Source organism: Mesorhizobium dulcispinae, from assembly GCF_033977345.1.
GTDB lineage: Bacteria > Pseudomonadota > Alphaproteobacteria > Rhizobiales > Rhizobiaceae > Mesorhizobium > Mesorhizobium dulcispinae.
Genome location: NZ_JAVIIY010000012.1, coordinates 63,605 through 88,885, shown reverse-complemented (window position 1 = coordinate 88,885; position 25,281 = coordinate 63,605). Strand labels below are relative to the sequence as shown.

Annotated in this window: 22 protein-coding genes and 2 tRNA genes; 7 read left to right on the top strand and 17 right to left on the bottom strand. The window is 61.7% G+C overall.

The annotated features are described in order from the left end of the window. Nucleotides 1-35: 35 nt before the first annotated feature. Nucleotides 36-1,793, bottom strand: a complete 1,758-nt coding sequence (gene argS, locus RFN30_RS23780) for an arginine--tRNA ligase (protein WP_320264517.1) — start codon at nt 1,791-1,793, stop codon at nt 36-38. Between the two features lie 63 nt (nt 1,794-1,856). After that, on the bottom strand, nt 1,857-3,074 hold the full coding sequence (locus tag RFN30_RS23775; RefSeq protein WP_320264516.1) for a deoxyguanosinetriphosphate triphosphohydrolase: 1,218 nt from the start codon (nt 3,072-3,074) through the stop codon (nt 1,857-1,859). A gap of 70 nt (nt 3,075-3,144) precedes the next feature. On the opposite strand from RFN30_RS23775, the gene erpA reads away from it, so the two are divergent. The 4 genes from erpA (at nt 3,145) to RFN30_RS23755 (ending at nt 5,070) form a co-directional block, all read left to right on the top strand. After that, nucleotides 3,145-3,492: an iron-sulfur cluster insertion protein ErpA gene (erpA, locus tag RFN30_RS23770; protein ID WP_320264515.1), complete on the top strand. Its 348-nt coding sequence runs from the start codon at nt 3,145-3,147 to the stop codon at nt 3,490-3,492. Between the two features lie 9 nt (nt 3,493-3,501). Further along, the gene (locus RFN30_RS23765; protein ID WP_320264514.1) at nt 3,502-3,894 is read left to right on the top strand and encodes a VOC family protein; all 393 of its coding nucleotides are present in this window, start codon (nt 3,502-3,504) and stop codon (nt 3,892-3,894) included. A 7-nt stretch (nt 3,895-3,901) separates the two neighbouring features. Next, nucleotides 3,902-4,696, top strand: coding sequence for an exodeoxyribonuclease III (xth, locus tag RFN30_RS23760; RefSeq protein ID WP_320264513.1), 795 nt, complete (start codon nt 3,902-3,904; stop codon nt 4,694-4,696). Nucleotides 4,697-4,776: 80 nt separating this feature from the next. Beyond that, nucleotides 4,777-5,070, top strand: coding sequence for a hypothetical protein (locus tag RFN30_RS23755; RefSeq protein WP_320264512.1), 294 nt, complete (start codon nt 4,777-4,779; stop codon nt 5,068-5,070). Nucleotides 5,071-5,135: 65 nt separating this feature from the next. Here the strand turns inward: RFN30_RS23755 and RFN30_RS23750 are convergent, their stop codons facing one another. From RFN30_RS23750 to RFN30_RS23710, 9 genes are all read right to left on the bottom strand, one after another. After that, on the bottom strand, nt 5,136-5,963 hold the full coding sequence (locus tag RFN30_RS23750) for a tetratricopeptide repeat protein (RefSeq protein WP_126088767.1): 828 nt from the start codon (nt 5,961-5,963) through the stop codon (nt 5,136-5,138). Next, a complete protein-coding gene (gene ilvD, locus RFN30_RS23745; protein ID WP_320264511.1) occupies nt 5,950-7,674 on the bottom strand; it encodes a dihydroxy-acid dehydratase in 1,725 nt (574 codons plus the stop codon). Before ilvD ends, RFN30_RS23750 begins: the two co-directional genes overlap by 14 nt. Before the next feature lie 290 nt (nt 7,675-7,964). Continuing rightward, a complete protein-coding gene (locus RFN30_RS23740; RefSeq protein WP_320264510.1) occupies nt 7,965-9,194 on the bottom strand; it encodes an outer membrane protein transport protein in 1,230 nt (409 codons plus the stop codon). Nucleotides 9,195-9,554: 360 nt separating this feature from the next. Further along, the gene (locus RFN30_RS23735; RefSeq protein WP_320264509.1) at nt 9,555-12,338 is read right to left on the bottom strand and encodes a valine--tRNA ligase; all 2,784 of its coding nucleotides are present in this window, start codon (nt 12,336-12,338) and stop codon (nt 9,555-9,557) included. A 217-nt stretch (nt 12,339-12,555) separates the two neighbouring features. Continuing rightward, nucleotides 12,556-13,371: a PopZ family protein gene (locus tag RFN30_RS23730; protein WP_320264508.1), complete on the bottom strand. Its 816-nt coding sequence runs from the start codon at nt 13,369-13,371 to the stop codon at nt 12,556-12,558. A 232-nt stretch (nt 13,372-13,603) separates the two neighbouring features. After that, nucleotides 13,604-14,998 (bottom strand): TolC family outer membrane protein, encoded by a 1,395-nt coding sequence (locus RFN30_RS23725; RefSeq protein WP_320264507.1) that lies wholly within the window; start codon nt 14,996-14,998, stop codon nt 13,604-13,606. 185 nt (nt 14,999-15,183) lie between these two features. Beyond that, on the bottom strand, nt 15,184-15,858 hold the full coding sequence (locus tag RFN30_RS23720; protein ID WP_320264506.1) for a protein-L-isoaspartate O-methyltransferase family protein: 675 nt from the start codon (nt 15,856-15,858) through the stop codon (nt 15,184-15,186). A gap of 126 nt (nt 15,859-15,984) precedes the next feature. Next, a tRNA-Cys gene (locus tag RFN30_RS23715) sits at nt 15,985-16,058 on the bottom strand. Between the two features lie 175 nt (nt 16,059-16,233). Continuing rightward, nucleotides 16,234-16,494, bottom strand: coding sequence for a hypothetical protein (locus RFN30_RS23710; RefSeq protein WP_320264505.1), 261 nt, complete (start codon nt 16,492-16,494; stop codon nt 16,234-16,236). A 217-nt stretch (nt 16,495-16,711) separates the two neighbouring features. Between RFN30_RS23710 and RFN30_RS23705 the strand changes: the two genes are divergently transcribed. Then, nucleotides 16,712-16,786, top strand: a tRNA-Asn gene (locus tag RFN30_RS23705). Between the two features lie 263 nt (nt 16,787-17,049). Here RFN30_RS23705 and RFN30_RS23700 read toward each other — a convergent pair. The 6 genes from RFN30_RS23700 to RFN30_RS23675 form a co-directional block, all read right to left on the bottom strand. Then, nucleotides 17,050-17,955 carry a GGDEF domain-containing protein gene (locus RFN30_RS23700; protein WP_320264504.1) on the bottom strand — a complete coding sequence of 302 codons (906 nt, stop codon included), beginning with the start codon at nt 17,953-17,955 and terminating at the stop codon, nt 17,050-17,052. 6 nt (nt 17,956-17,961) lie between these two features. Beyond that, on the bottom strand, nt 17,962-18,408 hold the full coding sequence (locus tag RFN30_RS23695) for a response regulator (RefSeq protein WP_040969735.1): 447 nt from the start codon (nt 18,406-18,408) through the stop codon (nt 17,962-17,964). Then, nucleotides 18,405-20,381: a sensor histidine kinase gene (locus RFN30_RS23690; RefSeq protein ID WP_320264503.1), complete on the bottom strand. Its 1,977-nt coding sequence runs from the start codon at nt 20,379-20,381 to the stop codon at nt 18,405-18,407. Before RFN30_RS23690 ends, RFN30_RS23695 begins: the two co-directional genes overlap by 4 nt. Beyond that, the gene (locus RFN30_RS23685; RefSeq protein WP_320264502.1) at nt 20,378-21,301 is read right to left on the bottom strand and encodes a porin PorA family protein; all 924 of its coding nucleotides are present in this window, start codon (nt 21,299-21,301) and stop codon (nt 20,378-20,380) included. The genes RFN30_RS23690 and RFN30_RS23685 overlap by 4 nt, the downstream gene beginning before the upstream one ends. Nucleotides 21,302-21,568: 267 nt before the next feature. Further along, nucleotides 21,569-22,159, bottom strand: coding sequence for an ATP-dependent DNA ligase (locus RFN30_RS23680; protein WP_320264501.1), 591 nt, complete (start codon nt 22,157-22,159; stop codon nt 21,569-21,571). Nucleotides 22,160-22,857: 698 nt separating this feature from the next. Beyond that, nucleotides 22,858-24,000, bottom strand: a complete 1,143-nt coding sequence (locus tag RFN30_RS23675) for a helix-turn-helix domain-containing protein (RefSeq protein WP_320264623.1) — start codon at nt 23,998-24,000, stop codon at nt 22,858-22,860. A 220-nt stretch (nt 24,001-24,220) separates the two neighbouring features. Here RFN30_RS23675 and RFN30_RS23670 point away from each other — a divergent pair, with 220 nt between their 5' ends. Both RFN30_RS23670 and RFN30_RS23665 read left to right on the top strand, forming a co-directional pair. Continuing rightward, entirely contained in the window at nt 24,221-24,511 is a 291-nt protein-coding gene (locus tag RFN30_RS23670) for a hypothetical protein (RefSeq protein WP_320264500.1), read from the top strand. Nucleotides 24,512-24,618: 107 nt separating this feature from the next. Continuing rightward, complete coding sequence (locus RFN30_RS23665) at nt 24,619-24,882, top strand: hypothetical protein (protein WP_320264499.1); 264 nt, start codon at nt 24,619-24,621, stop codon at nt 24,880-24,882. Nucleotides 24,883-25,281 lie beyond the last annotated feature (399 nt).

Genomic DNA, 25,281 nt, shown 5'->3' with positions numbered 1-25,281 from the left:
ATGTGGGCAAAAGGTGACAGGTTTTTTAGTCAAACCTAACGCATTTCGGTAGGCGCATCAGCTCCTATCAGCGTCAGGCCGGAGGTCAAAACATCCGAAACAGCCTGCACCAGCCCTAGTCTGGCATACGTCAATTGTGGGTCGTTAACCTTAACAAAACGTAAGTCCGGGTTGTCGGTGCCCCGATTCCAGTGTGCGTGGAAGCTGGACGCCAGATCGTAGAGGTAGAATGCCAGCCGGTGCGGCTCCAGCGCAAGGGCGGCGGATTCGATCAGCCGTGGATATTCAGCCAGCTTACGGATCAGGCCGATCTCGCCCTCGTCCGTCAGCGACGCGACCGAGGCCACGAGCCGGTTGCGGTCGAAATTCGCCTCGCCCAATTGCTCGCTCGCCTGCCGGAACACCGAGTGGCAGCGCGCCGAGGCGTATTGCACGTAGAACACCGGATTGTCCTTAGATTGCTCGGTGACCTTGGCGAAATCGAAATCGAGCGGCGCGTCGTTCTTGCGGTAGAGCATCATGAAGCGGATCGGGTCGCGGCCGACCTCCTCCACCACGTCGCGCAGCGTGACGAAATCCCCCGACCGCTTCGACATCCGGACCGGCTCGCCGTCGCGGAACAGCTTCACCAGCTGGCAAAGCAGGACGGTGAGCTTGACCGTGTCGCCGGCGACCGCGCGCGCCAGCGCCTCGAGCCGCTTGACGTAGCCGCCATGGTCGGCGCCGAGCACATAGATGAGATCGACGAAGCCGCGCTCGACCTTGTCCTTGAGATAGGCGACGTCGGCTGCGAAATAGGTGAACGAGCCGTCCGACTTCACCAGCGCCCGATCCATGTCGTCGCCGACCGCGGTCGAACGGAACAGCGTCTGCTCGCGATCCTCCCAATCGTCCGGTTTCTCGCCCTTCGGCGGCGGCAGCTTGCCCTTGTAGATATGCCCTTTGAGCGTGAGGTCGGCGATCGCCGCCCGGATCTTCTTGGCATTGTCGGCATGCAGCGTGCGCTCGGAGAAGAACACGTCGTGATGCACGTTGAGCAGCGCCAGATCCTCGCGGATCATCGCCATCATCGCATCGACGGTGCGGTCCTTGACGATCGGCAGCGCTTCCTCTTCCGGCATCTCCAGCAGGCCGAGGCCGAACTCCTCGGCCAACGCCTGGCCGACCGGCACCAGATAGTCGCCTGGATAGAGACCGGCCGGGATCTCGCCGATGTCTTCGCCAAGCGCCTGGCGGTAGCGCAGCATGGCCGAGCGGCCAAGCACGTCGATCTGCGAGCCGGCATCGTTGATGACATATTCCTTGGTGACGTCGTAGCCGGCGAAGGCCATCAGGTTGGCCAGCGTGTCGCCGACGACGGCGCCCCGACAATGGCCGACATGCATCGGACCGGTCGGATTGGCTGAGACATATTCGACATTGGCCTTGCGGCCGCCGCCGATCTTGGAGCGGCCATAGTTGCGGCCCTCGCCGAGCAGCGCCGCCAGATGCGCCTGCCAGAAGCCGTCCTTCAGCCTGAGATTGACGAAGCCCGGCCCGGCGATATCGGCCGACGCGATGTCGGCATCGGCGCGCAGCGCTTCGGCCAGTTTCTCAGCAAGAGCGCGAGGATTCTGGCCGGTAGGCTTCGACAGCACCATTGCCGCATTGGTGGCAAGGTCGCCATGGCTCGCGTCGCGCGGCGGCTCGACCGCGATGCGCGACAGATCCAGCGATGCGCCATCCTTGTCTTTCAGATCAAGGGCTTCGACAGCTTTTACGATCCGCGCGTTGAAATCGGCGAAGATATTCATCGGGTATGCTCTGGGCTTTTAGAGAGGCGACCGGCCGCCTGGCCGGCAAAATCGTGGCTCGCCCTAGCTTAAATCCGGCGTATGGTCAAACAGCCGCCGATGTTCCTTGAGCGCATAGGTGTCGGTCATGCCGGCCAGGAAGTCGGCGACGCTGCGCGCCTTGATGCGATCCTGCGCTTTGTCCAGCCCTTCGCGCCAGCCATCCGGCATGGCGCGCGGGTCGGCGAAATAGACATCGAACAGGTCGCGCACGATCTGTTCTGCGTCGGCCCGCACGCGCATCACCTCGGCGTGCCGGTAGAGATGCTTGTAGAGAAAAGCCTTCAGTTCCTTCTCTGCCGCGGCCATGCCTGCGGAGAAGGTCACCATCGTCTCGCCCGCCGCCCTCACCGCATCGGCGCTGTCCGGCTTCAGGCGCTCGATATTGGCCTTGGCCGAGGCAATGACGTCCTCCACCATCAGCGTGATCTGCCGGCGCATCAGCTCGTGGCCGGTGCGTACGTCGTCGAGCTGCGGATAGCGGGCGCGCACGCCCTTCAGGATCGAACCCGGCAGGCCGACCTCCTCGAGCATATCCAGCGTCAGGAAGCCGGCGCGCAGGCCGTCGTCTATGTCATGGGTGTTGTAGGCGATGTCGTCGGCGATTGCCGCGCACTGCGCCTCGATGCCGGCGAAGCGGTCGAGCTCGAGGTCGTGCAGTTCCGAATAGTCGCGGATCGCCTGCGGCACCGGGCCCTTCAAGCCCATTCCACTGCCGCCGGTCAGCGGCCCATTGTGCTTGACCAGCCCTTCCAGCGTCTCCCAGGTGAGGTTCAACCCGTCGAATTCGGCATAGCGCCGCTCGAGGCGCGTGACGACGCGCAGCGATTGCGCGTTGTGGTCGAACCCGCCCCAGCCGGCCATCTTCTCGTTCAGCGCCTCCTCGCCGGTATGGCCGAAGGGCGTGTGGCCGAAATCGTGGACCAGGGCGACGGCTTCGGCGAGATCCTCGTCGCCGCGCAGCGCCCGCGCCAGCGCACGCGCGATCTGCGCCACCTCGATCGAATGCGTCAGCCTGGTGCGATAGTGGTCGCCCTCATGTGCGACGAACACCTGCGTCTTGTGTTTCAGCCGGCGAAAGGCGGTTGAATGGATGATGCGGTCGCGGTCGCGCTGGAACGGCGTGCGGGTCGGGCTTTCCGGCTCATCGAACAACCGGCCGCGCGACTGCGCCGGGTCGCTCGCATAGACGGCGCGCGGCCGGTAGCCGAATCCGATATCGCCGAGAGCATCCTTGCCCATTCGCCCACCAGTTGACTTGCCCCCGCCCGCTTCATACCTATCATGGGAAACCGAAAGCAAGGTGACGCCGATGGGCGCAGATGCCAAGACTGCCATGAAGGTCGAGATGACCGAAGCGGCCGCGAAGCGGATCGCCAGGATCCTGTCCGGCGAACCGGGCAAGACGGCGCTGCGCGTTTCCGTCGAAGGCGGCGGCTGCTCCGGCTTTTCCTACAAGTTCGATCTGGTCGACAATCGCAACGACGACGACGTCGCCATCGAGAAGGATGGCGCGACGATCCTGATCGACGACCTCTCGCTGGTCTATATGGGCGGCTCGGTGATCGACTTCGTCGACGACCTGATGGGCCAGTCCTTCCAGATCAGGAACCCGAATGCCGTCGCCTCCTGCGGCTGCGGCACCAGTTTCTCCATCTAGCGAGCCGGGATGCCTGCGATCGGCGCGGTCCGCCAGGTCGCGCTGTCGGCCGGGCGCGATCTCGATGCGACGCTGGCCTTCTGGCTGGGCGTGCTCGGCATGAGCGTGCACGCGCGCTACGATCCGCCGGGCATTGCCTTCATCATGGCGGGCGGCGTGCGGCTCCTCTTCACCGACGGCGTGCCGCCCGGCACCGTCTATCTCGATATTGCTGGCCTCGAGGCCTTCCATGCCGAGGCGAAAGCTACCGGCGTTCCCTTCACAGCGCCGCCGACGCTCGTCCATCGCGACACCGAGGGCCGGTTCGGTCCGGCGGGGGAAAGCGAATGGATGGCCTTTCTAAAGGATCCGGCAGGCAATACGATCGGCCTCGTCGAGCGCCTTGCGCCGGAAGAGCATTGAGGTCCCCATGAAGATCGTCACCTGGAACATCAACGGCGTCCGCGCCCGCATCGGCAACCTCACCCACTGGCTGACCGAGAGCGCGCCGGACATCGTCTGCCTGCAGGAGATCAAAACCCTCGACGACCAGTTCCCGCGCGCCGAGATCGAGGCGCTGGGCTACAATGTCGAGACCAACGGCCAGAAGAGCTTCAACGGCGTAGCCCTCCTGTCGAAGCTGCCTTTCGACGAAGTCAATCGCGGCTTGCCGGGCGACGATGCCGACGACCACGCACGCTTCATCGAAGGCGTCTTCTCGACCGACAAGGGCGCCTTGCGGGTCGCCTCGCTCTATCTGCCGAACGGCAATCCGATCGACGACGAGCGGAAGTTTTCCTACAAGCTGTCGTGGATGGCCAGGCTCGAGCGCTGGGCGCAAGAAAGGCTGAGGCTCGAGGAAGCGCTGGTGTTGGCCGGCGACTACAATGTCATCCCCGAGCGCGCCGACGCCAGGTTCCCCGAGAACTGGCTCGGGGACGCGCTGTTCCAGCCGCAGACAAGGCAAGCCTTCCGCCGACTGAAGAACCTCGGCTTCACCGAGGCCGTTCGCGCCGTCACCGATTCGCCCGATGTCTATACTTTCTGGGACTATCAGGCCGGTGCCTGGCAGAAGAACAACGGCATCCGCATCGACCACCTGTTGCTTTCGCCCGAAGCCGCCAACCGCTTTTCCTCGGCCTCGGTCGAGAAGCATGTGCGCGCCTGGGAAAAACCCTCCGACCACGTGCCGGTGGCGATCGATCTCGACCTGCGGCCGGCCTGAGAGCGCGCGCTCGGCGGCTTTCGTAAGACCCTGATATCGCCACAAATCGCGCGTTTGATGCGAATTGTTGCGGGGGTTCGATGGCTGTCCGATTTGTTCTTTGCCCTATCGGCTTCGCGCTGGCGTTTGCCACGCCCGCGCTCGCGGTCCCGGAGTGCCTTGCCAACGGCAAATCCTTCAAGGTCGGTGAGACGGCCTGTCTGACCGTAGCCGGCGAAAGTCACCTCGCCCGCTGCGACATGGTTCTCAACAATACGTCCTGGACGAAGGTCAAGGACGACTGCCCGGGCGAGAACCAGCCGCCGAAACTGCATCCGACGTCGATCTCGACGCCGGCGCCAAGCATGGTGCCGACGGAGCCGACCGAGAACTGATTTTCCCAATGGCGGCTTCCACTATAGGTATCGAATAGAGGGAATAAGCAAAAGCGGCGCGCCGCTTACTGGTCGCCGTTGTTGCCCTTGGTCAGGATGTCGTCGGCCAGCGAAATCGCCGTGCGGCGGTCGGCTTCGCCGGCGGCAGCGAAGGCTTCTTCCTGCATGCTGCGGATCCAGGGCTGGTCGGCCGGCGGAGCACGCTCCAGCGCCGCCGTCATCATCGCCAGGCCGCGCACGACCTTACCGCTCTGGAACAGGAGATTGCCGAGCGTCGCCTGCGCGCCGGCATGGCCCTTCTCTGCCGCAAGCTGCAGCCAGCGCCCGGCCTGCTTGACGCTGGCCTTCACGCCGCCCTCGCCCTTCAAAAACATCTGGCCGATCTCGAACTGGGCGTTCGGGTTACGGTAGTTGGCGGCCGCGCGCATGTAGTATTCCTGCGCCGCGACCTCGTTTTCCTCGACCGGGCTGCCCGGGATGCCTTTGCGCAGATAGTCGCCGAGCGCAACGAGCGCGTCAGAGACGTAGCTTTCCTCCGGCGAGCCGGGCTCGACGTCCTGGTCGACGATCTCCGAGAAGAACTTGAAGGCCGCATAATCGTCGCGCGCCACGCCGTCGCCTTCGGCATACATGCGCGCGAGCTTCCAGGTGGCGCCGATCTGGCCGTTCTCGGCGGCATATTTATAGGCCTCGACCGCCTGGTCCTTGTGGCCGTTCTTGTAGGCGGAGAAGCCGAACTGGAACACCGCCCACGGGCTCGACTGCGGCTTCACGCCGGTCTTGTCATCGAACACCTTGTCGTCGAAGGCCATAGCCTGCCCGACGGCGCCCAAGGTCGCAACCGCGACCAGTGCCGAAAAGACAGACGACCTCAACACCTCAAATGTCCGCATAGCAGTGTGTTTCTTTCGCACCGCCCGGATGGGTGACCGCGCCGTCGCGAGCCGACCCTACGGTCTGCGCATATTTCCAGATCGCGCCGGACTGATAGTCGGTCTTGCGCGCCTTCCAACTCTTTGCCCGCGCTGCCAGCTCGGCATCCGACAGCGCCACCTCGATCGTGCCTTTCACGGCGTCGATCGAGATGACGTCGCCATTCTTGATAAGCCCGATCGGACCGCCGACCGCCGCCTCCGGCCCGACATGGCCGATGCAGAAGCCACGTGTAGCACCGGAAAAACGCCCGTCCGTGATCAACGCCACCTTGCCGCCCATGCCCTGGCCGTAGAGTGCCGCCGTCGTCGACAGCATCTCGCGCATACCCGGACCGCCGCGCGGCCCCTCGTAGCGGATGACGAGAACCTCGCCTTCCCGGTAATTGCGCTGCGTGACCGCTTCGAAGCACTCCTCTTCCGAATCGAAGCAGCGCGCCGGGCCTGAGAATTTCAGCTCCGACATGCCGGCGACCTTCACGATCGCACCTTCGGGGGCAAGGTTGCCCTTCAAGCCCACAACGCCGCCCGTCTTGGTGATTGGCCGATTGGCGGGACGCACAACATCCTGGCTGTCATTCCAGGAAACGTGCTCCATGTTTTCGGCCAAAGTGCGGCCAGTGACGGTCATGCAGTCGCCGTGCAGGTAGCCATGGTCGAGCAGCGTCTTCATCAGGAGCGGAATGCCGCCTGCCTCGAACATGTCCTTGGCGACATATTTGCCGCCCGGCTTGAGGTCGGCGATATAAGGCGTCTTCTCGAAGATCGCCGCCACGTCGAAGAGGTCGAACTTGATTCCGGCCTCATGCGCGATCGCCGGCAGGTGCAGCGCCGCGTTGGTCGAGCCGCCGGTGGCCGACACGACGGTCGCGGCATTTTCCAGCGCCTTGCGCGTGACGATGTCGCGCGGCCGGATGTTTTTGGCGATCAGCTCCATGACCTTTTCGCCGGAAGCGAAGTTGAAGCGGTCGCGCATCTCGTAGGGCGCCGGCGCGCCGCAGGAATAGGGCAGAGCCAGGCCGATCGCCTCGGCGACGGTCGCCATGGTGTTGGCGGTGAACTGGGCGCCGCAGGAACCCGCCGACGGACAGGCCGCCTGCTCGATCTCGAGCAGCTCGTCATCGCTGATCGTGCCGACCGAATGCTGGCCGACCGCCTCGAACACGTCCTGCACGGTGATCTGGCGGCCGCGGTAGCTGCCGGGCAGGATCGAGCCGCCATAGATGAAGATCGACGGCACGTTGAGCCGCACCATCGCCATCATCATGCCGGGCAGCGACTTGTCGCAGCCGGCAAGCCCGACCAGCGCGTCGTAGCAATGGCCGCGCATGGTGAGCTCGACCGAATCGGCGATGACCTCGCGCGACACCAGCGACGACTTCATGCCCTGGTGGCCCATGGCGATGCCGTCGGTGACGGTGATGGTGCAGAACTCGCGCGGCGTGCCGTTGGCGGCCGCCACGCCCTTCTTCACCACCTGCGCCTGGCGCATCAGCGAGATGTTGCAGGGTGCCGCCTCGTTCCAGCAGCTGGCGACGCCGACCAGCGGCTGCGCGATCTCGGCCGCCGACAATCCCATGGCATAGAGGTACGAGCGATGAGGCGCGCGCGCCGGGCCAACGGTCACGTGGCGGCTGGGCAGCTTGGCCTTGGAGATCACCTTGGCGTCCATACTCGTCCTTGCCGCGCCTCACGCGGCCTGCCCCATCGCCGGGCCATACTGGCACGCATCCCGAGACCTCTCCGGGTTGCTCCGGGTTTATGGCGGGAAATGGGCAGTTCCCTCGGCAAGACTTCTAGCGCAGGGGTTGTTCATAAACTGTTGCCAAAACGTCACAATCGTGAAGGGCGCCGATTGTGACGCGAATTTGCAACAGAGGATCGGCCAATCCGGCCAGCCTGTTGATTGCGCAATGAAAAAGGCCGGGCGGTGCCCGGCCTTTTTTGCGGAATTGCGGACGTTTAGAACTTGATCTTGATGCCGCCCGAAATTGCGGTGACCAGATCGTTGCCGAAGTCGTAGCTGACATCGGTGCCGGCGGTGTACCCGTTCTCGTCGGTCAGCGTACCGGAATGGCCGCTGGTCATGACGCCGATCGCACCGGCCAGACGAACTTCAATATTCGGCTTCGGCGTATAGGCAACACCACCACCCAGCGTCCAAGTATCGGTCTGCGAACCGTAGCCATGAGAGGTGCCGCGATCCCACGTCAACTGGCCGGCGGCGCTCCACTGATCATTGAACTTGTGACCGATGCCACCCGAAACGGTCCAGCCGTCGCGATACATCAAGTCAAGCGATGTTGGCCTGATCAATGGATTCGTCACTCCGCTGTTACAAGCAAAGCCGAACGCCTTCGAGGCATCCGTACAAATCGGAACAATCTGCAGAACGCTCCAATTCACCCATTTTATCGAGCCGAAAGCGAGCCAACCGGGCGCGATGCCAGACTGCAGTTTCAGTTCCAGCGAGTCCGGCATGGACTGGGTTGGGGCATAGATATCAGTAACCGCGCCACCGACATTCAGCGTGCCGTCGATGTTGTCCAGCTTTACCTGAGAGTTGTAGACGAGGCTGGCGCGCAGAGCGATATCAGGGATTTCGTAAGCAATGCCGGCCCGCCAGCCCCAGCCGCTGCTATCCAGATCAACTCGACCCATTATGGTGCCAAACAGTGGGCTCGCATAGCTTTCCTTGAAGCCGTAGACTTCCTGGTAGAAGACGCCGCCGATAAAGCGAAGCTGGCCCTTGCCGGCATCCATTTTATAGGAGCAGGTCGCGGCGTAGTTATTGCTCTTAATGTCAGTTTCTATGTTTGAATAAGAGCCGTTCCAGATGCCAGGCGCAGTATGCGCGCCCCAAGGCTGCGAATAGTCGACCATGCAATCGACGCCTTGGACGACCTGAGCCTTCACGCCGATGCGCGGCACCCAGTAATCCTCGCTGTCGTTTGCCGTGCTGCTGACTGTGAGGCCGGCACCGCTGGTGTCGACCGCGTTCTTGAGCTTACGGTTCGGCATCACATAGGTCGCTTCCGCTTCCGTCGCAAAAGGCGCCGGATCGAACAGAAGGTCGATGTCGTAGCCGCCGCGCTCCAGGCCGCCGGCATGCGCCGGATGCATCGCCGCTCCGACCAAGGCTATCGAAAAGCACCCTGCCCCCAGCAGTGCTTTAAGACGCAAAATGTTCATGGAAATCCCTCCCCGAAAATACGCGGGATCAAGCTAGAGCCAATTCGGGTTAATGGCGCAACAACGAATTCAGGGTCGTACATGTACACCCTTGACAACTCGCATTTTCGCCATCCTGCCCGGCCGCGAAACCGAGCCAAATCGCGGCTTAACAGCCATCGAATGGCAGGAAAAAGCTGCAAAAACCTTTCAATATGGCCCCAAAACAGGCCATTTTGGGCGAAAAAGGCCCCATTGTTACATTATGGCAACAATGGGGCGCGAAGTTTCCGTTTACGTCAAAATAACGCAACGGCATGCCTGCTCTCAAGGTGCATTCCGTTCGGGAAAGCAGCCTTCCAGCGGCGGCGAATCTTGCCCTTAGCCGGCGTCGCGAACCCTGGTCAAAGCGAGCGAAAGCTTCTCCTGCGCCTCGCGATATTCGGCGAGCTTCTCGCGCTCGGCCTCGACGACCTCTTCCGGCGCATTGGCGACGAACTTCTCGTTCGAAAGCTTCTTGTGCAGGCGGGCGATCTCCTCGGTCACCTTGGCCAGTTCCTTCTGCAGCCGCGCGGCTTCCGCCGCAAGGTCGATCAGGCTGCCGAGCGGCAGGCAGATCGTAGCCTCATTGAGGACGATCTGGGCCGAGCCCTTGGGCGGCGTTTCCGCCAGCGAGATATCGCCGACGCGCGCCAGGCGTTTGATCGCCTGGTCGTGGCGTTCGAGCCGCTCGCGCGTCGCAGCATTGGCGCCGATCACCGCCAGCGGCGCGATCGCCGCCGGCGGCACGTTCATTTCCGAGCGCACCGAGCGGATGCCGGAAACGAGATCGACCAGCCAGTTGATGTCGGCGGCCGCGTCGTCGTCCTCGAAATCGGGCGACGGCCAGGCGGCGTGGCAAAGCAGCGACTCGCGTTCCTTGCCCTCGCCCGCCGTCTGCGCCCAGAGCTCCTCGGTCATGAAGGGCATCATCGGATGGAGCAGCTTGTAGATCTCGTCGAGCACGAAGGCGACGCAGGCCCGGCTTTCCGCCTTGGCTGCCTCGTCCGTGCCCATGAACACCGGCTTCAGCAGTTCCAGATACCAGTCACAGAACAGGTTCCAAACGAAGCGGTAGGCGGCGCTCGCCGCCTCGTTGAAGCGGTATGAAGTGATGCCCTCTGTGATAGCGCGCGCCGCCCGCGTCAGTTCCGTCAGGATCCAGCGGTTGACCGCGAGCTTGGCGTCGTTCAGCCAGAAATCGTCGTTGCGCGCGACCTCGTTCATTTCGGCAAAGCGCGTCGCGTTCCAGAGCTTGGTGCCGAAATTGCGGTAGCCGGCGATGCGCGCCGGGTCGAGCTTCACGTCGCGCCCCTGCGCCGCCATCACGGTCAAGGTGAAGCGCAGCGCATCCGCACCGTACTCGTCGATCAGGTCGAGCGGGTCGATGACGTTGCCTTTCGACTTCGACATCTTCTGCCCGTTCTTGTCGCGGACCAGCGCATGAACATAGACGGTATGGAACGGCTCCTCGTCCATGAAATGCAGGCCCATCATCATCATGCGGGCGACCCAGAAGAAAATGATGTCGAAGCCGGTCACCAGCACATCGGTCTGGTAATAGGTCTTCAGCTCCGGCGTCCGGTCGGGCCAGCCGAGCGTCGAGAACGGCCACAGCGCCGAGGAGAACCAGGTGTCGAGAACGTCCTCGTCGCGGGTCAGGATCTCGCCCGGCTGGAAGTTCTCCAGCTTGTCCTCGACCCAGGCCTTCCACGGGCCTTCCAGCGCCAGATAGTATTCGATCGCCGCGGCTAAAGCCTCTTCCTCGGTCTTCTCGACGAAGACGCGTCCGTCCGGCCCGTACCACGCCGGAATCTGGTGACCCCACCACAGCTGCCGCGAGATGCACCAGGGCTGGATGTTCTCCATCCAGTCGAAATAGGTCTTCTCCCAGTTCTTCGGCACGAAGTTGGTACGCCCCTCGCGCACCGAGGCGATCGCCGGCTTGGCGAGCTCGGCCGCGTTGACGTACCACTGGTCGGTGAGGAACGGTTCGATCGGCACACCGCCGCGATCGCCATGCGGCACCGTGTGGCGATGCGGCTCGACCTTTTCCAGGAAGCCGCCGGCTTCCATCAGCTCGACGACCTTCTTGCGCGCCGCGAAGCGGTCCAGCCCGTCGAGCTCGTCCCAGACGGCCTGGCGCTCCGGTGTCACCTCGAGACCGGCGAGGAAGTCCTCATTGTCCTTGAGCTTGACGTTGGCTTCGACCGTCAGGATGTTGATCGCCGGCAGCTTGTGGCGCTTGCCGACCTCGAAGTCGTTGAAATCATGCGCCGGCGTGATCTTGACCGCGCCCGAGCCCTTTTCCGGGTCCGAATATTCGTCGGCGACAATAGGAATCCGGCGGCCGACGATCGGCAGGATGACATTCTTGCCGACCAGGTTGCGAAACCGCTCATCGTCGGGATGCACGGCTACTGCGGTGTCGCCGAGCATGGTTTCGGGGCGCGTCGTGGCGACGGTGATGAACGTCTTCGGATTCTCTGGGTCGAACGCGGCTCCCTCGAGCGGATAGCGGAAGTGCCAGAGATTGCCGTTGACCTCGTGCTGCTCGACCTCGAGATCGGAAATGGCCGTCAACAGCTTCGGATCCCAGTTCACAAGGCGCTTGTCCTTGTAGATCAGGCCTTCCTTGTAGAGGGTCACGAAGACCTCGAGCACCGCCCTAGACAGGCCCTCGTCCATGGTGAAGCGCTCCCGGCTCCAGTCGGCCGAGGCGCCGAGCCGCTTCAGCTGGTTGAAGATCGCGCCGCCGGATTCGGCCTTCCATTCCCAGACCTTTTCGATGAACTCCTCGCGCGCCAGGTCGCGGCGGTGGATCTGCCTTTCCATGAGCCGGCGCTCGACCACCATCTGCGTGGCGATGCCGGCATGATCCATGCCGGGCTGCCACAGCACATTCTTGCCGCGCATGCGCTCGAAGCGCACCAGTATGTCCTGCAGCGTGTTGTTGAGCGCATGGCCCATATGCAGCGAGCCGGTGACGTTCGGCGGCGGGATGACGATGGTGAAGGCTTCCGCTCCTTCCTCCGCGCCGGCGCCGGCGCGAAAAGCGTCGGCCTCTTCCCAGATTTTGGCGATCTTCGGCTCGACGGTCTTGGCGTCGTAGGTTTTATCAAGCATGGAGGAAGTCCGAACTGTCGGGAACAAGCGTCCGGTGTAAATCGGAAGCTCTTGGCCGAGTCAACCGCGAGAAGGATAGGCCCACCTCGCCCAGATAGGCTTGGCGCGATCGGCGGCAATCCCATCCCTCGTCGCAAAACGATCCAACGGCCGTATTTCCCGGAAACAAAAGCGCCGCCGGGTGGCGGCGGCTTTTATCTTCAACGATTCGGCGGAATCATTGCGCGCCGCGCGCCACGCGCTCGATTTCCTCGCGCACCAGCCGTTCGACCAGCGTCGGCAGGTTGTTGTCGAGCCAGTCCTGCAGCATCGGCCGCAGCATCTCCTCGGCCATCTCGTCGAAGGTCTTCTTGCTGCGGCTGGCGAAAGCGTCCGAAAGTTCGCCGAACGCCGCCGCGACCTGACGGCCCGCATGCTCGGACAGGATCGCCGGACGCGCCGGCGGGACGTCGGCCGAGGATGGCCCTGAACCCGTGCCCGTGACGGGCGCCGCGGTTTTGACAGGCGGCACGGCAAGATCCTCCTCGTCGATCTCGACCTCGGGTGCGACCTCCGGCTGGCGCGTTGTCACTTTCGCCTTGACGGAGCTTCCGCCAACGGCGGCGATCTCGCGCCGCCAGTCGGCGACAATGCTATCGGCGCTTTGCGGTGCGCTTGCCGCGGCCCCCGCAACTGCCGGCGCGTCGGGCTCGGCGGCGACCCTGGCCCCGACTTCCGCCAGGGTGGTGGGCGCGGGCTTCACGGGTTCAGGGCGCGCCTCGGCGCGCGCGACCGCCGGATCGGACGCCGCGAGTTGGGCCTGTATCTCCGCCAGACTCACCGGCTTCCTGGGGGCGGATTCCGCGTTGAGCTCCGACCGGAAGGTGTCCACTTCGACCGTCGGCGCCGCCGCCGGCTGGAGATCCTGCCGCAGGTCAACATTGTCGGCCGCAGGCTGCTTGCGGCCGGTATCGCTGTCCTCGATGATCCTTCGGATGGAAGCAAGTATCTCTTCCATCGAAGGTTCGCGCTGTGCGCTGCTTGCCGTCGCCATCGTCACATCCGCCGCCCTTGTGACCCATTGCAGATTTTCATTCCGGCCGGGCCGGAATTCGAATCAATGGCAACAGCGTAACCGACCGATCGTCATCCGAGAATCCCCAATCTGGGGAGACGTTGGATTTCAACAGATTAGCCGCCGCCGCCAGCTGCCGGCCGGTTGGCTTTCAAATGCAAAAGCGCCGCGCATCCATTGGATACGCGGCGCTTGCGGAGTTGCAAAAGGATCAGCGGCCGTCCGGCGTGCGCAGCCCGATCCACTTGTCCTTGACGGCGTTGTAGTGCTCTTCCGGCCTGTACTTCGTCACATTCAGGGCAAGGCGCTCGGCCGACAAGCGGCCAATCGCCGACAGGATGGCGTAGCTCGCCACGACGACGTCGCGCTCGGAGCTGGCCTGGTTGATCTTGGCGGTGATGACGGCGTTCTGGGCGTTGAGCACGTCGAGCGTGGTCCGCTGGCCGACATTGCGCTCCTCGATGACGCCGTTGAGCGCCAGCTGCGCGGCGGCGATCACCTGCCGGTTGGCATCCACGCTTTCGCGCGCCGCGGTGTATTGCGTCCATGCCGAAGCGACAGCCTGGCGCACCTTGTCGCGATTCACGTCGACCTCGATACGGGCCTGGCTGAGCGATTCCTTCGATTGGCGAACCAGCGCCGAGGTGCGGCCGCCCGAATAGATCGGCACGGTGAGCGTTGCGCCGATATTGGCCGAATTCGTCGTCCCTTCGGACGCGGACGACGCAAGAGAGCCGGGCGAGGTGTTGCGGTACTGGCTCGAAATCCCGGCGCTGGCGGTAAGCTGCGGCAGAAGCGCCCCTTCAGCCGACTTCACCGAAAACGCCGCGGCGTCGACGAGATGCTCGGTGGCAAGGATGGCCGGATGCTCGGCGGCGGCAATGGTGAAGGCGCCGTCAAGGCTCGCCGGCAACAGCTTCCCAACCGGCGCGGCTGCCTTGAGCTTGCCGGGTTCGTCGCCGACGATCTGGTGGTAGGTGGCTGCACTGGCCAGCGCCGTCGCGCGAGCGGCGCTAAGCTGAGCCACCGCCGTGGCGCGCGAGGCATCGGCCTGCGCGACGTCGGTTCGGGTACCCTCGCCGACCTCGAAGCGCGACCGCGCGGCGCGAGCCTGCTCGGTCAGGAACTGCAGGTTCTGCTCGGTCAGCACCGCGATCTGGCGGTCGCGGATCACGTCCATATAGGCGCTTGCCGCGTTGAACAGGATGTTCTCCTCGGTGTTGCGCAAACTTTCCTGCGAGGCACTGACCTGCGCCTCGGCGGCGGCGACATTGTTCTTGGTCTGGAAACCGTCGAACAGCATCTGGTCAATCTCAACCCCAAAGTTGCCTGTGGTTATGTTTAAGGTCTTACCCAGGCCGTTGGAGTGGCTGCTCGTGTAGTCGATGCTTGCCGATCCCTTGATCGTCGGGCGGTAACCCGACTTGGCGATGGCCACACCCTCGTCGGTGACACGAGTGCCGGCGCGGGCGGAGTTCAGCTGCGAGTTGTATTGATAGGCCTTGGCGAGCGCGCCGGTAATGGTTTCGGCGGATGCGGCCAGCGGCGAAAGCGCGGTCGCCGAAACAAGCGTAGCTACTAGAAAAGTCTTGTGTAGGGGCGGCACGTATTATCCCTCATTCGTTTTGCATGGGAACCACGCCACGCCAGCCCACCCTTTAGGATCGGCCCGCGCCGCGCTATTTCTCGTTCCCCCGCTGACTGCCCCCGAAAACCCCGGAAAAGCAAATCAGCAACGATTGTTCAAGCGCAAGCGATCATGACCGCGCCTTCGCTGCAAGGCAAAACCGCTTAAAATTCGAACGCATGGACACGTTCGAAGCCCGGTAGTGGCTTAATTGCCGCATTAAATGCCCGTCTCCCGGTTACAACCCCCCCGGCCTTGAAAAATAGCCGGGCCACGCCAGAGTTGCCCTGCCCTTCGACCACAACCAGTCGTCCGTCCTCGGCGAGCTGGTCGAGCAGTGCCGCCGGCACCTCCTCGACGCTGCCACCAATGAAGATGACGTCATAGGGCGCCTTCGCGGCATGACCTTGCGGCAACGGCCCGGTCACCACTGTCACGTTCTGGCAATCCAGTGCCGACAGCGTCGACTTCGCGGCTTCGGCCAGCGCCGGGTCGCTTTCCAGCGCAACCACCGATTTTGCGATTCGGGAGAGCAGAGCGGCTGAATAGCCGGTGCCGCAACCGACATCGAGCACCGAATCCCTGTCGCCGATTTCAGCCAGTTGCAAAAGCTTGGCGAGCGGCGACGGTTCCATCAGGTAGCGGGCACCGCCGCCATTGACGCCAGCGGAAACACGGATGTCCTCGTCGATATAGGCAAGGTCCTGCTGCCCGGCGCCGACAAAAACCTCGCGCGGCACGGAAAGCATAGCTTCGATCAGCGGCGCGCTGGTCACATCGGTGGTGCGGATCTGGCCATCGACCATCTTCACGCGGCGTTCGGAGAAATCAGCGTTCATGTTCCAACCAACCCGCTTTCCGCACCCAATTCGCTGCCCGCGCCCAATGCAATTCCCAGGCAAAGTCCGCGGGCCAATTCGACTGGAACCTGACACTCCGGCGCGACAGCGCCGGAGTCCGGGCATTGGAGGCCTCGCCCGGAATCGAACCGGGGTGCAAGGATTTGCAGTCCTCTGCGTAACCACTCCGCCACGAGGCCTTCCATGCTCCCGGCGTTCCGAGCGAACTCATTATGTTGGCGGTGAAAGGTCGTCAAGCACCGGCAAGTCATTCCCGGCGCTTTCCATACGTCATCCGAAGACAGTGGTTGCCAATCGCTTGCGGCCGGTTCCGACGGTGCTGCCGCAGCTCGCCGGCCGCCTTTCGGCAAGCTCTCAATCGGGCCGGCGGCGACGTTCCCACCAGACGACGAAGCGCCGCCTGTGGCGACGCACCAACGCGAATTCGTAGGACAGCACCAGCAGGCCCAGCGGAATCATCCAGAAACCGAGAATCGGCAGAAAGCCCAGAATCCCGCCGATGGTAAGCAGCACGCCGATCGCGATCCGCAATCCCCGCGAGCGCGGCATCGCGAACTCGCGGCCGAAGATCGTGATCTTCCGCGCCGGGCCGTTATCGTCGTCAGTTGCCGTCATTCAAACCAGATCCCATCTGCGATGGCTAAAGCCATCGCTACCAAAGGCAAGAACCGGCCGCTTTGTTCCGTACCGGTGTGAAACCGTTCATATGTGGGCACCCCGAAACGATGCCACAAATGGCCGCACGAAAAACTGGAGAAAAAATGCGAATTGCTTCTTTGCAAAGCCGAAAGGTGTTTGCTATAGGCTGCGCCACTCACATCAGAGCCTCCGTTCCCCGGTAGCTCAGTGGTAGAGCAACCGGCTGTTAACCGGTTGGTCGCTGGTTCGAATCCGGCCCGGGGAGCCAACAATTCCGAAGACTCGTTGACCTTCTCACATTGCGTAGCCTCCCTTCAGGCAACGTCAATCATTCTCCTGATTCTGGAATCGGGCGATAATGTTCGCTCTTGCGATTGTCACTCCCAATCTCCCGCTCGTCGCTGAAGCCGGGGCACGCAGCCTCTCAGGGCGCACCTCGTAGGAAGTCCCGAACCTGGCTCGATAGGATCAGGAAACTTGATTCAACCGCAGAAGGGGAGAACGAACGACCCGAGCATAAGGAATGGGGACCTATCGTTGGACCGCCTTGGTCCGACGGCTATCTTTGTCCACGTACATCGCCTCGTCCGCTTCTGCTATTAAATCGTCGATAGATTTCAACGTGTCCGTCGTTGGATTGTGGTGGGCGAAGCCCAAACTGAGGGCCAGTTCCGGCTCCCCCGCAGATTCGCGATTGTGATCGTCCACAGCGCGCGCGAGGCGGCGACGCAGAAGTTCGACAGCTGTGCCGTCGACGCCATCTGTCATCGCGATAAACTCGTCGCCGCCGATTCTGGCGATCACATCGGATACCCGAAAAATGGAACGCAGAACCCCCGCGGTCCTGATCAACGCCCGGTCACCGACTTCGTGGCCAAAACGATCATTGATGCGCTTCATGCCGTCCAGATCGACGAAGGCCACCACCAACCCAGTTCCGGTCCTGACGGCGCGCTTCATCAATTCTCTGGCGAGCACTGCGAAGCCGCGACGGTTGTGAAGGCCGGTAAGCTCGTCGACGAGCGACAGGTCCCTTATCTGCAGCACCATTCTATGACGTTCGCGGGCATAGCGGATTGCGCGAACAATTTGCTGCCCGTCGATTTGCCCTTTGACAAGATAATCTTGTGCGCCGTCGCGAACCGCTTGAATCGCAGACTCCTCGTCGTTGAGGCCGGTCAGCACTATGACCGGGACGTCGGGGGCTGTCGCCTGAAACCGCCGAAGCGTATCCAAACCCGTGCTGTCGGGGAGAAACAAGTCGAGCAATACGAGGTCGAAGCTCTGATCGGCGAATTGCTCGAGGCCATGGGCCAGCCGATCCGCTGTCGAGATCATGAAAGGCTTGGCGCTGCCGTCTGTGAGCAGTTCCCGGATCAGTCTGGCATCACCGGGATTGTCTTCAACGAGGAGGATGTTTAACGCGCTTTCGGTCAACTCGCGCTACTCCGGTGGCAGTTTTACAATCGAGAGCCAGAAGTTCTCGATCCCCCGCACTACGCGTACGAATTCATCCAGGTCGACCGGCTTGGTGATGTAACAGTTGGCATGAAGGTTGTAGCTGGTCAGGATATCTTTCTCGGCCTGCGACGTGGTCAGCACCGCAACCGGGATCCGTCGCAAGTTTTCGTCCGCCTTGATTTCGGCGAGAACCTGACGGCCGTCCATTCGGGGCAGATTGAGATCGAGCAGAATCAGGTCAGGGCGTGGCGCATCGGCGTAGCGCCCTTCTCGCCGCAGCAACGACATGGCCTCGACGCCGTCCTGCACGACGTTGAGTTCATTGCGCACCTTTGCGTCTCGCAACGCCTCGATCGTGAGCCGAGCGTCGCCGGGATTGTCTTCGACGAGGAGGATGTTGATGGCGCGTTCAGTCGAGCTGATGTTCATACCGGATCCATTTGAGGTGCCGAAGATGTTGGAGTCAACTTCCGTGCTTGGTCGGTGTCCTCTATATCCCGACAGGGAAGCGTGAAGAAGAAGGTGGAGCCACGGTTGACTTCGGACTCGACCCAAATTCGACCGCCGTGGCGTTCGACAACTTTCTTGCAAATCGCGAGACCGATGCCGGTCCCCGGATATTCGGCCCGTGTGTGCAAGCGCTTGAAAACGGTGAAAAGCTGCTCGATGTATTTGGCATCAATCCCGATGCCATTGTCCGCGATCGAGAATAGCCATTCCCCGCCGTCTCGCCGCGCTGCGATCTCAATTTCCGGAACGCGCTCGCCTCGGAACTTGATGGCGTTGCCGATCAGGTTTTGGAACAGTTGAATCAGCTGGAATCGATCGGCATCGATTTTCGGCAGCTCGGACTTTCGGATGATTGCGCCGCTCTCGATCCGCGCCGCTTTGAGGTTCGCCAAAGCGCGCTCGACCACAAGGTTGCAATCGATCGCCTCGAACGCGCTGCCCTGCGTGCTGACACGTGAGTAGACCAGCAGGTCGTTGATCAATGCCTGCATCCGCGCAGCGCCATCCACAGCAAAATGGATGAACTCGTCGGCATCGGCATCCAACCGTCCTTTGTAACGTCTGCCAAGCAGCTGGGTATAACTCGCCACCATTCGCAGCGGCTCCTGCAAGTCATGCGAGGCGACAGAGGCGAAGCGCTCCAGCTCTATGTTTGATCGGGCCAACTCGCTTGCCCTCAGGTCAAGCTCGCGCGTCTTTTCCGCGACACGCTGCTCCAGGGTGGCAGCATGCGCTTGCAGCTCGGATTCCCGGCTTTTGAGCGCGGTCGTCATTCGATTGAAGGCACGCGCCAAACGACCAAGCTCGTCGCTCGAGGACTCAGGCAGCACCACATCCCGCTCGCCCGCCTCGACTCGTCTGGCGCCCGCCTCGATGCGCCGAATAGGGTTGGTAATGGTTCGCGACAACAATCCCGACGCTGCCGATGCAACGAGCAAAAGCAGTCCACCAGCGATCGCAAGGCTCTGGCCGAGTTGATAAACAGGGGCAAAGGCTTCTTCCTTGTCGAGCTTTGTGATGAGACACAAACCAAACTTCGGCATCCAGCGATAAACGGTGATCGCCGGAACGCCGCGGTAATCATTCGAGAGATCCAGCCCATCATTGTGTTCAAGGCAGAGCCGGGCCGCGGCGCTTCGGTCCGAGGTAAGGATGCTCGCCTCGGCGTCGGTCAGCAGGCGCGGTCTGTTGACAAACTGCCTGTGCGTGTCAATCAAGTATGCTTCGTCGGTCGCGCGCAGCCCCGCTCGTCGATCGACAGTGCTAGCCAAACTCTCTGTTCCGAGACGGGCGACCAGAACGGCAACAAATGCACCGTTGCGGGCACGAAGCGGCGTGGATAAGAACGGCGACAACAGGGTGAGATTCCTTGAACGGTCCGGCACCAGGTAGAGGCCAGCACGGATCTTGCCATTGGTGAAATAAGGCTCGCCCACGCCCTGTCGGCCACGATCGGTAGGATCCGTCGCCGTCAGGACTCGGCCCGATTTCGGTTCCATGACGAAAAGGGCGACAAAATCCTCGCCCCCTCCGGTGCGCGCCGCAAGATCGTCGCGCAAGTCAACCCAATCGTCGGGCGTCGCATCCGCGGGAAGATCGGCAAGCTTGGTGAAATCGTCGACAATGTGGGGCGATTGGCTAAGCCCGCGCAGCTCGCTCAGCTGCCCGTCGAGCCAGGACCCGATCGCGGCCTGTTTTTCCAAAGCTCGCGATTGGACCTCGGCAACAACGCTGCTCTCGAGCGCCGCCCTGCCCTGGTTGAAGGCCAGCCATCCGGTCGCGCCGAGAAGAATTGCAGCGAAGAGCGCAAAAAGCAGGGTAAGCTTTTGTGAAATCCCAAGCCGCAAGAGCGGCAAGGCCTCTTGCGGATCTACATGCGATCGCGTGCTCATTCCGCTCTCGGCCGCGCGCCGCGGCGAAGCTGCAGCAAGCCGATCCCCAACCAGGCGAGAGCCAACGCTAGCAGGGCAACGGGCAGCCAGATTTTCGCCGCCAATATGCGCAGTCGGACCGAAGTCGCCATGCCGAACAGGTCGGCTTTGGACCGCGCGGAATACCTGGCCTGCCAGACACTAAAGTCTCCTATCGACTTCCCCGTGGCCGGATCGACGAAAAAGCTGTGGCCATTATCCGTCATGTCGACGAGGGTACCTGAGACGGGCTCGACCCACAGAAAGCCTTCGCCGTCCGTCCCGACCCCGAAGCGCTCGGGTACATCTGGAAGGTAATCATAGGTCTTTGTCTCGTCGAGGTCCGCAATCGTGAAGCGGTACACTGCGAGCGTCAGACCATCGACCACCTCATTGCGATCGAAAGCTAAGTGCCGTGGACCGCCGTAATAAGGGTCCCAGACCTCATCAGCAACGCCCCTCAGCTGCGGCGGGAACATGAATTGCCCGCTGCGGCTAAGATCGCCGTAACCGGCCACATTCTGGCGGGTCTTGCGATCGACGCCATAAAGGCCGGTGGTTTGATAATTGACCTGACCAGTGTCAGTCGTCCAGTCGATATGGCTCTGAACGATGGCAACGTCGCCGGTGGCGCTCAGCACTTGGTCGACACGACGGCCCTCCTGGTGGAACGCGGCAAAGGCCGCATCCGGCGTCTGCCGAAAGCGGCTATCCGATTCGAGAATGATGCTGGCGGTATAGTCAGCCGGCAGCCTCTCCAAGGCTGGTCCAAGGCTCAATCGGATAATCGCTGCGGTAACGATCAAAAACGCTGGTGGCGCAAGGACCCACAGGAACGGCATCGAGCGCCGCGCCTGCGGAGCATTCACCATTGCCGATGCATGCGGGGCATCAGCTCCCATCGTTGCTCCTTCGGCTCGCCAACGACAATCGCCTTTCGGCACGGATCGCACCTATGCCGACCAATATTTCTTGCGTGCATTCAGTCTATCCGCGAGCAATTCTACGATATCTGCTTCCCACAGGGTGATCAAGATCAAGGATCTATTGCCCATCGCGGATTCTCTCGTCTTATCTGCAACATAGCTAATATTCTGCTTACGATTTGGCCTTGAGCGGGTTGGGTGCTCGGGCGGGATCACGCACCTGGCAATTCAAAAACTGGGTGTCTAATATTTGGCCATCAGCCATGTTTTAGACCGTCCGCTCCTGTAGCGGCTATCGGCGCGTTTCGAAATGACGCCATCAAGCCCGGGTTTCTCGATGGCGCGAAAGATCGCCAGCGCGTCGCCCTCAAAATGCTCGCTGTATTGGATCTTGCCGAGGCCGGGCTCAACCAATTGCCGCAGCGCTTGCTTCCGCTGCAGCAAGGGTAAGGGGGCGAGATTGCGACCGTCGAGATGGAGGATGTCGAACGCGACGAACACCAGCCGGCTCGGCTCGTTCCAGATCGCGGCTTCCAGCGCAGGGGAATCGGGCGTGCCACGCTCGCCTGAGACAATCACCTCGCCATCGAGAATGGCTGCCCGGCATGGCAGTTCGACCGCCAGCGCGATGGGCCAGTATTTTGCCGTCCAGTCGCGGCCGTTCTTGCTGTAGAGACGCACGCCGCCCTTATCGATGATGATCTGCGTCCGGTAGCCATCGAGCTTGGCCTCGTGAACCCACCCCTCATCTTCGGGCGGCTGCTCGACAAGAGTTGGCATCTGCGGCGGAATGAACTCCAGCCGTTTGCCGTCCACCTTGTCACGCTTACCCAACTACGCCACCATCTTTGATGGATAGCGGTGGCGCGAGCGGCACAGGCGATCCGGTATCCCCCAACTTGGACACCTGCCGCCTGTGCCGAGCCCCCACTAAGCCATTCTGCGACGGATTGAACACCGGCCGACCGCCCTCGGCCATTGGCACGCTTACTCAATTACGCCACCACCTTGACGGACAGCGGTGGCGCGAGCGGCACAGGCGAGCCGATGTCCCCCAACTTGGAAACCTGCCGCCTGTGCCGAGCCCCCACTAAGCCGCCGAGCCCCCCACGAACCCATTTTGCGGCGGAACGAACACCAGCCGGCCGCCTCCGGCCTTGGCACGCTAACTCAATTACGCCACCACCTTTGACGGATAGCGGCGGCGCGGTCGGCACAGGCGGTGCGATATTCCCCCCAACTTGGAAACCTGCCGCCTGTGCCGAGCCCCCCGCTAAAGTCATCGCGAACATCTACGAATAAGGTCGCGTTGTCGTTAGCGGCACATCCAAATACTTATCCGGGCGTACATATCTCGATTTCGGCGCGGCAGACCTTTACGCCGTCTCCGAGGGCTCATGCTATTTTGGGTTGCCGTCAGCCCACGAGATCCCTCGCCCAATTGCGGCATTGCCGTCTGGCAGCCAACAGCGTTCCAAGCGGCGTTCTTACAGAACTGGAAGTGTCGCCGATGTCGACCGCCGCCGCCCTGCTCAGCTTCCAAGCGCCTTGAGCCAACCTTCAAAGGAAGATGCCTTCTCCTGCTCGCCAGGCGAAACAGAGTGGGTGGGGCGCGGCAACACCATCGTCCCACGGGCTTCACGAGGGCTGTAGCCGAATTCCTTGCTGAACGCCCGGCTGAAGTTTGCCGCTGAGCTGAACCCGAAGGCTTCCGCAATTTCAACAATGCGTCGATTATCCGCTGCATCGCTAAGCGCAAGATGGGCTGCCAAAAGTCGGCGACTTTGAATGTAATGGAGAACGCCACCGCTCGGTTCGAATAACTGATAGAGACGGGATCGCGAAACGCCGAGCGCCCGGCACATTGAATCCGGTGTCAGACGAGCCGCGTCCAGATTGTTTTGCACGTATCGACGCGCTCGCTCCATTAGCGCGACACTCGCCAGTTGTTCGGCCGCCGCGGCATGTTCCGCCGGAGGCGCAAGGCAGGCAATGATCATGCTGCGTGTTGCATGTACGATGCGGGGCAGATCTTCCGCCGTTAGATTGCGCAGTCTTGTTACGACGCTGTTGACGTAGTCGATCAAAAGATTGGCAAAGTTGCCGGACAGAATTGAATTGTTGTTTGCGTCGAGGGTCCCCGCCGCATCGGCGAACAAATCACGCGGCAAATAGAGAAAGAGACTTTCGGATTCCGTTGTCCTCCCGCGAAACGGGTAGCCAAGTGATCTGATCTCCAATTTGCCAGGCTGCCCCTCTGCGACGCGGCGATCGACCTCCGTCCATGAACGACCAGTATGTGGCAAGACGACATACCAGTGATCGATCGAGCTGGACCGAAGCTTCGCTGCGGAACGCATATAACTGTGTGCCGGCGCGCGCTGCTCAACGATCAGCATGCCACCAAGATTCCAAGCCGTGTGATCGGCAGGGAAGCCGTCGTCCCGCGATTTGTTATCCGGCAACTTGACTTCAACAAGCGGTGCCACATGCGCTTGCCAAGCGGTGAATTGATCCTCTGGTGCCAATTCGAGCGTTGAAAAGGACAAAGGTTCTAGCACCGGCGCGAGTGGTAGAGCGGCCTCATTGTGAGGTTGAACGTCGCGCGGCCAACGACGTCGCTCGCGCTCCGGCGCTTGCCCCGCATGCGCCTCATCTTGCCCCTTAGCGTCCATCGCGCGTGGTGTCATATCCGATTCCGGTATGCCCATGCCCACGCAATCATGTGGTGTATCCAGGGCATCTGGCAAGCCTGTCGACCTCACCGGCGATCACGCTGGATTACAAAAAGAAATGCATCCCGAGATAAGTTTCTGGATGTGACGATAACGACACTCTTCGGACTGGTGCGTATAGAATCCGACATCGTGAAAGCGATGTTGAGGAGACCATGAAATGAATGAAAAGCTCAAAGGAGAAACTCGCCGCAAGATAATTCTCGATGGATACGTTAATAACGAACCATTGAAAGATATTGCGGCAAAGCTCGGATGCTCACTGGCAAGCTTGAAAGTCAGCGCCAGCAAACTCGGTTGCACCAGAACCCCCAAAGAGGCGGCGGATTTTCGGCGAGGCTTTCGAATACCGGAAGACAAGCGCCAAGATTATTACCAACTGATGACGTCCGGGCAATATAGATCTCGCGAGTGCGCGCAGATCTTGGGAATATTGACAGCACAGCCGTGATATTCGGGCATATCACCACAATAGTATGAACGATACTATCGCTCAAACCTCAGTGAGAAAAGCCCGCCGCAAAGCAAGGGGCGGCGGGCCCTGAAAGGTCCGCTCAAATGCTGCGTCGGCGTTTTAATCGCACCTGTCTTAGCCCTCTCGATCTGGATGTTTGCGAACGCGTGTTCAATCAGGTCTGCGCGGATGAACAGCTCGATCCTTTGGACCCGGACGCCGAGATTTTGGCGGTGATGGTTGTGGCCATTTTTCGAAATGCTCATACCAACGAGTGCGAACTGCTGGAGGCGGTCAGATCTCACCGGGAGAATCATGGGAATCGGCCGATAGCGTCGCTCAAAAATGCTCAGCGACGCCTTGATTGAGATGCTGGACAGGATTGTCGGCATCCGACGTGCAGCGATTTTTCGCTTCGTGGGTACCACTCAACGGCAGTTTTGGCCGAAGTGCGGCTCAGATGGTTGACCACGGAGGTCTGTGACCTAGCTTAAAACCGACGATGGACCGTCCAGACTCCGAAATGGCAGCATGGCACGCACCGTGGGAGAACTCTCGAGACGTTGAGGATGGAGAGGTGCGACCGGGTTTTTCGGAGCCCTGCGCGTTCTTGACGGCCGACAATCCGCGGCCACGACATCTTCAGGTTTCGTTTCAGGCAAGAATCGTCTGCGCCGGCACATCTGTCAGCGCACGACAGGCGCTCCGCCATGCAATGACAAATTCGCACGGCACTGGAGGGGCCCCGAAACAGTGACAGCCTCGAG

Excerpts from the sequence above, each read along its gene's own strand:
- RFN30_RS23765 (WP_320264514.1), top strand. The coding sequence starts at position 3,502 with ATGCCTGCGATCGGCGCGGTCCGCCAGGTCGCGCTGTCGGCCGGGCGC.
- RFN30_RS23665 (WP_320264499.1), top strand. The coding sequence starts at position 24,619 with ATGCTGCGTCGGCGTTTTAATCGCACCTGTCTTAGCCCTCTCGATCTG.
- RFN30_RS23755 (WP_320264512.1), top strand. The coding sequence starts at position 4,777 with ATGGCTGTCCGATTTGTTCTTTGCCCTATCGGCTTCGCGCTGGCGTTT.
- RFN30_RS23730 (WP_320264508.1), bottom strand. The coding sequence starts at position 13,371 with ATGGCGACGGCAAGCAGCGCACAGCGCGAACCTTCGATGGAAGAGATA.
- RFN30_RS23690 (WP_320264503.1), bottom strand. The coding sequence starts at position 20,381 with ATGAGCACGCGATCGCATGTAGATCCGCAAGAGGCCTTGCCGCTCTTG.
- RFN30_RS23670 (WP_320264500.1), top strand. The coding sequence starts at position 24,221 with ATGAATGAAAAGCTCAAAGGAGAAACTCGCCGCAAGATAATTCTCGAT.
- argS (WP_320264517.1), bottom strand. The coding sequence starts at position 1,793 with ATGAATATCTTCGCCGATTTCAACGCGCGGATCGTAAAAGCTGTCGAA.
- RFN30_RS23775 (WP_320264516.1), bottom strand. The coding sequence starts at position 3,074 with ATGGGCAAGGATGCTCTCGGCGATATCGGATTCGGCTACCGGCCGCGC.
- RFN30_RS23695 (WP_040969735.1), bottom strand. The coding sequence starts at position 18,408 with ATGAACATCAGCTCGACTGAACGCGCCATCAACATCCTCCTCGTCGAA.
- xth (WP_320264513.1), top strand. The coding sequence starts at position 3,902 with ATGAAGATCGTCACCTGGAACATCAACGGCGTCCGCGCCCGCATCGGC.
- RFN30_RS23685 (WP_320264502.1), bottom strand. The coding sequence starts at position 21,301 with ATGGGAGCTGATGCCCCGCATGCATCGGCAATGGTGAATGCTCCGCAG.
- ilvD (WP_320264511.1), bottom strand. The coding sequence starts at position 7,674 with ATGGACGCCAAGGTGATCTCCAAGGCCAAGCTGCCCAGCCGCCACGTG.
- RFN30_RS23735 (WP_320264509.1), bottom strand. The coding sequence starts at position 12,338 with ATGCTTGATAAAACCTACGACGCCAAGACCGTCGAGCCGAAGATCGCC.
- RFN30_RS23740 (WP_320264510.1), bottom strand. The coding sequence starts at position 9,194 with ATGAACATTTTGCGTCTTAAAGCACTGCTGGGGGCAGGGTGCTTTTCG.
- RFN30_RS23750 (WP_126088767.1), bottom strand. The coding sequence starts at position 5,963 with ATGCGGACATTTGAGGTGTTGAGGTCGTCTGTCTTTTCGGCACTGGTC.
- erpA (WP_320264515.1), top strand. The coding sequence starts at position 3,145 with ATGGGCGCAGATGCCAAGACTGCCATGAAGGTCGAGATGACCGAAGCG.
- RFN30_RS23675 (WP_320264623.1), bottom strand. The coding sequence starts at position 24,000 with ATGGACGCTAAGGGGCAAGATGAGGCGCATGCGGGGCAAGCGCCGGAG.
- RFN30_RS23720 (WP_320264506.1), bottom strand. The coding sequence starts at position 15,858 with ATGAACGCTGATTTCTCCGAACGCCGCGTGAAGATGGTCGATGGCCAG.
- RFN30_RS23710 (WP_320264505.1), bottom strand. The coding sequence starts at position 16,494 with ATGACGGCAACTGACGACGATAACGGCCCGGCGCGGAAGATCACGATC.